The organism is Aquabacterium sp. (assembly GCF_004297345.1).
GTDB lineage: Bacteria > Pseudomonadota > Gammaproteobacteria > Burkholderiales > Burkholderiaceae_C > Aquabacterium.
This window is the reverse complement of record NZ_SCTN01000155.1, coordinates 1-6,136: the sequence shown is the minus strand read 5'-3', so window position 1 is coordinate 6,136 and position 6,136 is coordinate 1. Positions and strand designations below refer to the sequence as shown.

Here is a 6,136-nt window from a genome sequence, read left to right as displayed (position 1 = left end):
AAGTAGAGTTCGTGTGTCGCCTTCGTCAAATCAACTCCCAAGCGTGCCCAATCTAAAACAGGGGCGCGTTTTGGGTTTGTAACATCGGGCAGCAGAGGGTCGAACGGGTTGACGACGCCTGCCAGTGTCTTTATTTCCCCCTTGTTTGGGGGGGTTTTCTGCCTGTTAGGGATTGACGCGTTTTCGGCTTCTGTATCGCGGAGTAATTCAGCTTCTTTCAAGCTTTCTTCAGAGTACTCCCCCGACAAGTGAACAACGTCCATCCAGCGATAGGGCCTACCCGAGACCTCCTCAATCTTGCGCGCGGTCTTTTCTGTAAAGGCAGTTTGCTTTTTGATCAGCTTTCCGACGTGCGCGCCGGTAGTGAACCCCAGCTTTAAACCTAGTTCCTTTTGGGTCCAGCCTTCCTGCTTTAGTAGGAGCTTCAGGTTGTCGATGCGGATCATGCGTTCGTCACTCATGTGGGCATTGAGCCCACGGCGGTATATCAATAAATCGATCGGTCCTTGCTGGAAATAGACTAAATGGTCTATTATCGGTGCATGGACCTCTACGCCTACCTCAAACCTCTTTCGGAAGATGAAGTGGCTCGTCTAGCCGTTCAGTGCCGCACGACGCCTCTGTATCTCTGGAAGATGGCCCGCGCACACCGTCGCGGCCAGTACCTCATGAAGCCGCTGTTGGCGTGCCTGCTCGAAACAGCCACGAACCAAAAGGTTAAACGTTGGGAGTCTATCCCGGACGAGTGGCATATCGTGTGGCCGGAGCTGATAGGCTCCCCTGGAGCCCCCCCAATACCGGTGACACCGCACATTTCGGGATGCTGCGAGGAGGTGAGCCATGCTTAATTGGCCCTCCACCTCCAGGCGCATCCCGAGAACACAGGACATGGCAGATCTGTGTGCTGCCATGGATCGCGCCAGGAACCAGCATGCCTTCCTTGGCCTGAAGGCCTGGCTGGCGAATTCTCCGAGCGAGTACATGCGGGCTGTGCGTAATGCCAACGTCACCACTCTGTCTTGGATAGAACGCCTGGAGGCAGCGGCTGTACGCGCAGCGCGTGCGTCATCAGCCAGCCATGAGTACTTCAGCGCCCTCGCAGGACGTCGAGATTCCGAAGTTGCGTTGCGATTTCTGTTTGATACGCGTGGAACGCGTCCTCTTCCAGTTCGCGACCCCGGTACTGCTCCAGATTCAAAAGCTGCGATCGAAGCACCTCGATCCCTGCCGGCTGAGTCAAGTGGAGCGTAGCGATGAATGCATCCATCAGTGCGCCTTGCGCTTCTAGCAAGCCTTGCTGTTGCAAACACAGTTTGCCGAGAGCCTTCGCAAGCTCGCCTACCTCTTCCAAGTTCATGTCCGCCCCTTTTGTTGGCTGTGTTGATGTGAGAACCACATTGTCCAACGAACGCGGGCGGGCGCCCAACTAATCCTTTGCCTTGCCGCCCCCGGTTGACCTCCAGTCCGACCGGGACCCGACCGTGTAGACGGGCGGTAGCCGAGCACCGTGCCATTTCCTCCCTGAGGCACGCGGCGCGTTTTCCCTGTTTTGCGGGGGCGGCTCTTTCTTCCCACGGCTCGCGACAGCGGGCCGGTTGTTGACGATAACGAGGTGACTGCAACATGGACAAGAGTTTGCGCAAACCGGCGACAGACCGCCACCAAGTTGGCGAAATCTACGGCTCAATCGCCATCCCCCATATTCAGGACGTAGACGATGCGGCATACCGCATCGCTCACACCTTTCCTGGTCGAGTGCCAGCGCTGGCCCAACGCATGGGCATGCCGGCGAGCACGCTGAACAAGAAAGTCTCCCTCAACTGCGAGACCCACAACCTCACCTTGGACGAGGCCACGCAGATGCAGGCCTGTGCCGACAAGTACGACGTCCTGTATGCCATGGGATGGTCCTTGGGACACGTCTGCCTGCCCATGCCCGATATGGACTGCGGCCAGGTCAGTGCGCAACTGGCGAAGGTGGGCGCTGAGGTGGGCGACGTGTTCCGCGTCGCGCAGCAGGCCCTCGATGACGGCAACGTGACGCCCAATGAGCGCCGTGTCATCAGTGAGCAGGTGGCCGAGGCCATCACGGCACTGGCAGCTTTGCTGAAGGTGCTGTGATGAGGCCCCGTGGCGAAGTCCGGGCAGCGTTGTCCGGCGCGGCGGAGCAATGGGCCATCGAGCAGGCGAAGGCCAACGTCAAGCCTGAGCAGTTGCGTGGTGTGACCTGGCGCCAGCTCGCGGAGCTTGCATGTGTGGGCTACGCGGCAGCGCGTCATACGGTGAAGACGATGGTGAAGGCACAGGAGCTGGTCCCCAAGGAGCCGGTACGCGTGCCTGGATCGCGTCGTCCTATGACCGCGTATCTGCCAGCACACCTGTTGATGCCATCAGAGAAAAACGGGCTGGACGCAGTGATGCGAGGATGGGGCCATAGCTGATGGGGTCACTTCCACCTATCGACTTTGCTGGCCTCGCTGCCTGGTTGCTGGATCGTGCTGAGACATTGGTGCCGGAGTGGCTTCCTGGTGGCTACCTGGACGGTGGCCGCTGGTACTGCGGCGATCTCAGCGGATCCAAGGGCAAGAGCTGCAACGTCAATCTCCATACCGGTACATGGATCGACAACGGTACAGATGAGAAGGGCGGGGATCTGCTCAGCCTCTACGCCGCGATCCACAACATCAACAACGGGCAGGCTGCGGTCAGGCTGCAGCAGGAGTACGGGCTGAACCGGCACGGTGCTCACGTGCAGACGTCTGCACAGAGCCAGCCCGCACAGAAGAGCAGCGAGCCCGCTCCACCTCCTGGTCGAGGTGATGCCGACCATCCCGGCGCCAACAAGTCGTCAAAGCCTCCCTCTGAGTCGAGTTGGCGAGCGATCACGCCTGTCCCATCGCATGCGCCTGTCCCTACGTTTGAGCACTTCAAGCGCGGAAAGGCACAGCATGTGTGGTCGTACTGGCGCGATGGCCACCTGTATGGCCACGTGTGCCGCTTCACGGACAGCAGCGGCGAGAAGGTCACACTGCCCTATAACTGGTGCGAGGACAAGCAGGACACCCGAGGCCTGCAAAAGTGGTTCTGGAAGTTCTGGGAAGACCCTCGCCCGTTGTATCTAGCCGCCGGCATGCTGGCTGCTGATCCGCTCCTTACGCCTGTCTGCCTGGTAGAAGGCGAGAAGTGCGCGGAGGCTGGCCACAAGCTGCTGGGCCATGAATACGACTTCGTGACGTGGCCGGGTGGTTGCAAGTCCTGGGCGAAGGCAGACTGGTCATGGCTGAAAGGCCGTGTCGTCTTCATGTGGCCCGACTGCGACGCGCAGCATGTAAAGCTGACTCAGGCCGAGCGTGCAGCCAATGTAGACCCGAAGACCAAGCCGTTACTGGACGAGCACAAGCAGCCCGGTATGCAGGCCATGGTGCGCGTTGGGTCGATGCTGGCAGCCGAGCACGGCTGCACTGTGCTGATGGTGCCCATTCCCAAACCCGGCGCTGTGTCGGACGGTTGGGACATCGCAGACGCGATCGATCAAGGTTGGGATGCTGAGATGGTCCGCAACCAGATCCGCAAGGCCACACCCTTTGTGCCTCCAGATGATGCGGCACGGGCCATGGCAGCGCCTACCCCTTCTTCTGCTGGCGCGGGCGAGGAGCCAGACTCACGCGCATGGCGCGCCAAGTTGCTCACGTCTGACAAGGGCGCCATCAAGGCCGTGCGTGAGAACGTGGTGCTGGCACTGGACGGCTTGCCGGGTCTTCCTGGCATCCCTGAGGCAGCGGGTGTCATCGGGTTCAATGAGTTCACCAACGACATCATCAAGCTCAAGGATGCCCCCTGGGGATCGTCCAAGGGCATTTGGTCTGAGGTGGACGAACTGCTGATTGGCGAGTGGTTGGTGCGTGAGCACCTCTTGCCCTCGATGCCACGCGGCACGCTGGAGGAGGCTGTGCGCATCGTGGCGTACCGGCGCCGATATCACCCTGTCCGCGAATGGCTGGCCACCCTCAAGTGGGATGGCGTCAAGCGTCTGTCCACATGGCTGCGTCGTGCCTGCCTGGCCGAGGAGGATTGGGACAACGCTGATCCCCTTCAGAAGTACTTGGCTCGGGCTGGCACTTGGTATCTGCAGGGCATGTGTGCCCGCGTGCTGAACCCTGGTGTCAAGTTCGACTACATGCTGATCCTGGAAGGCCGGCAAGGCATGCGCAAGTCAACGCTGCTCAACACGCTGGCCGGTGACTGGTTCGCGGATACCGGCCTGGTGTTGGGCGACAAGGACAGTTATCAGCAGTTGCAAGGCCGATGGCTGTACGAGATCGGCGAGCTGGACGCCTTCAACAAGACGGACATCACCAAGATCAAGCAGTTCATTGCGTCAACCAGTGACTACTTCCGCGCCAGCTTTGACCGTCGTGCGAGAGAGTACCCGCGCCAGCTTGTCTTCGGTGGGACCACCAACGAGGACCACTACCTGATTGACCCAACAGGAAATAGACGCTTCTGGCCGGTGCGTGTCACCCGTCAGATCGATATCGATTGGGTCAAGGCGAACCGCGAGCAGCTCCTGGCCGAGGCCATGGCGCGCAATGCTGCCGGCGCTCGCATGTACCCAACGGTGGAAGAGGAGCGTGAGCTGTTCGAGCCTCAGCAGTCTCTCCGCCAGGTAGAGAACGCCATCGAGACATCGATCTATCGCTATCTGTACGAGAGCACCGATGGCCTGATGGTGCACAACGTGACCCTGGTAGGTCTGCTTGGCAATGTCGGCATCGGCATTGAGAAGCTCGGCCCTGGCCGGTATCACGAAAAGCAGGCCGCTTCAGCGCTGAGACGCTTGGGGTGGACCGACAAGAAGTCATCCCTGCCTGGCAGGCCGATGGTCTGGACGAGACCACCGAAGCCCGTGCAGGGAGCTACATCAACCGGCCCAACGCAGGGCCATCAGGAAGAGGGGACCGACGATGACTGCCCGTTCTGACCAGAGATCGCAGGGCGCTGCGGAAAAGGTCGGGGCAGTCGCGGTGACGGCTATGTAGTGCATTTGCGGCCTGGCGCGCCAGGATGTCCGTGTGTCCATGAGCTTTCAGTGAGACCTCAGTGCTTGGCGATTGCCAAGATGGGGTCTCAGGGCGGAGCCATGTCCCAAGTGTCTAGCTGTCCATCTGAAAGCGCAGCCGGGCACATGGGCACAGGGGCGGGCGTGCGGGCGAGGCGGTTTGTGCGTTGATATCTCATTGATTGGTTATAGACACATGGACAAGGTAAAGAAACAGGATCTCAAACATCTGATGCCAGGTGTTGCCCGCATGGTGAGGGAGCGGCGGTCTGAGTGGGGTGACGCTCATGTGACCGACTGTGTGAACCGTGGCATGCGCGGTGAGCCCAACCAGTTTTATGCGTTCGAGAACGGCCACATCGTGGGCACAGCGTTCGATGGTCGGGCAGACCTTGACGACCTGGTGAAGTCGAGCGCCATGCTCCAGGGCGCTGTGTTCATGGTCATGCGAATTCCCGATGGAGTGACCAATGGCAAGAATTGAGTTTGTCGAGCAGCGTTTGAACCTGTGGGCAGAGTGGGTGCATCGCGGTCGCTCAGGCCTGGGCGGTGGCATGCTGGCCATGTTCAATGGCGAAGCGATAGACAGCGGTCCACCGACCGCACGGATCCCACTGAACGAGGAAGAGTGCTGGAACACTGAGGCCAGCGTGCTCAAGCTTGAGCAGCCCTTGCAGGACACGGTGGTGCTGTACTACCTGAGCGGTACGCTCGCTGTGCGATCCAAGCTGGACATCAGCGATGCGGTGCTGTCCAAGCGACTGGACAAGGCCCATCGTGTCCTGTCGGCACTGTGGCTGGTTGCTGGGCCTGTGGAGGACCAGTTGCCAAGGAGTTTCACTCCGTTAAGTTAGTCGGTACATTTCAGGCATCGTGCGGTAGCTGTGTCAAACAAGGCGCAGTTGCCAAGCGATGTTCTTGGTTTGCCGTAGTTGGGCGGGCCTCGTTGGAAACAGCGAGGCCCGTTTCTTTTGCCTATTCAGTCATGCCTCAAGCAGCTCCTCGCCCATGTGTTGTGTGCAAGACTTTGGTACGTGATGGCACCAGTCGGTGTGAGAAGCACAAGAGACGTGAGGG

The 6,136-nt window shown here is 59.9% G+C and carries 7 protein-coding genes; 5 read left to right on the top strand and 2 right to left on the bottom strand.

The genetic code is table 11. The features are described from left to right. On the bottom strand, positions 1-461 hold a 461-nt coding region (locus EPO09_RS05100), incomplete at its 3' end, for a helix-turn-helix domain-containing protein (protein WP_290640825.1). A 626-nt stretch (positions 462-1,087) separates the two neighbouring features. Then, entirely contained in the window at positions 1,088-1,357 is a 270-nt protein-coding gene (locus EPO09_RS05095) for a hypothetical protein (protein ID WP_290640823.1), read from the bottom strand. Between the two features lie 266 nt (positions 1,358-1,623). Here EPO09_RS05095 and EPO09_RS05090 point away from each other — a divergent pair, with 266 nt between their 5' ends. The 5 genes from EPO09_RS05090 (at position 1,624) to EPO09_RS05070 (ending at position 5,913) form a co-directional block, all read left to right on the top strand. After that, positions 1,624-2,121 (top strand): phage regulatory CII family protein, encoded by a 498-nt coding sequence (locus EPO09_RS05090; RefSeq protein ID WP_290640821.1) that lies wholly within the window; start codon positions 1,624-1,626, stop codon positions 2,119-2,121. Further along, positions 2,121-2,441 (top strand): hypothetical protein, encoded by a 321-nt coding sequence (locus EPO09_RS05085; RefSeq protein WP_290640819.1) that lies wholly within the window; start codon positions 2,121-2,123, stop codon positions 2,439-2,441. Before EPO09_RS05090 ends, EPO09_RS05085 begins: the two co-directional genes overlap by 1 nt. After that, complete coding sequence (locus EPO09_RS05080; protein ID WP_290640817.1) at positions 2,441-4,981, top strand: VapE domain-containing protein; 2,541 nt, start codon at positions 2,441-2,443, stop codon at positions 4,979-4,981. The genes EPO09_RS05085 and EPO09_RS05080 overlap by 1 nt, the downstream gene beginning before the upstream one ends. 274 nt (positions 4,982-5,255) lie before the next feature. Beyond that, positions 5,256-5,543, top strand: coding sequence for a hypothetical protein (locus EPO09_RS05075; protein WP_290640815.1), 288 nt, complete (start codon positions 5,256-5,258; stop codon positions 5,541-5,543). After that, positions 5,530-5,913: a hypothetical protein gene (locus EPO09_RS05070; RefSeq protein WP_290640813.1), complete on the top strand. Its 384-nt coding sequence runs from the start codon at positions 5,530-5,532 to the stop codon at positions 5,911-5,913. Before EPO09_RS05075 ends, EPO09_RS05070 begins: the two co-directional genes overlap by 14 nt. Positions 5,914-6,136: the final 223 nt, after the last annotated feature.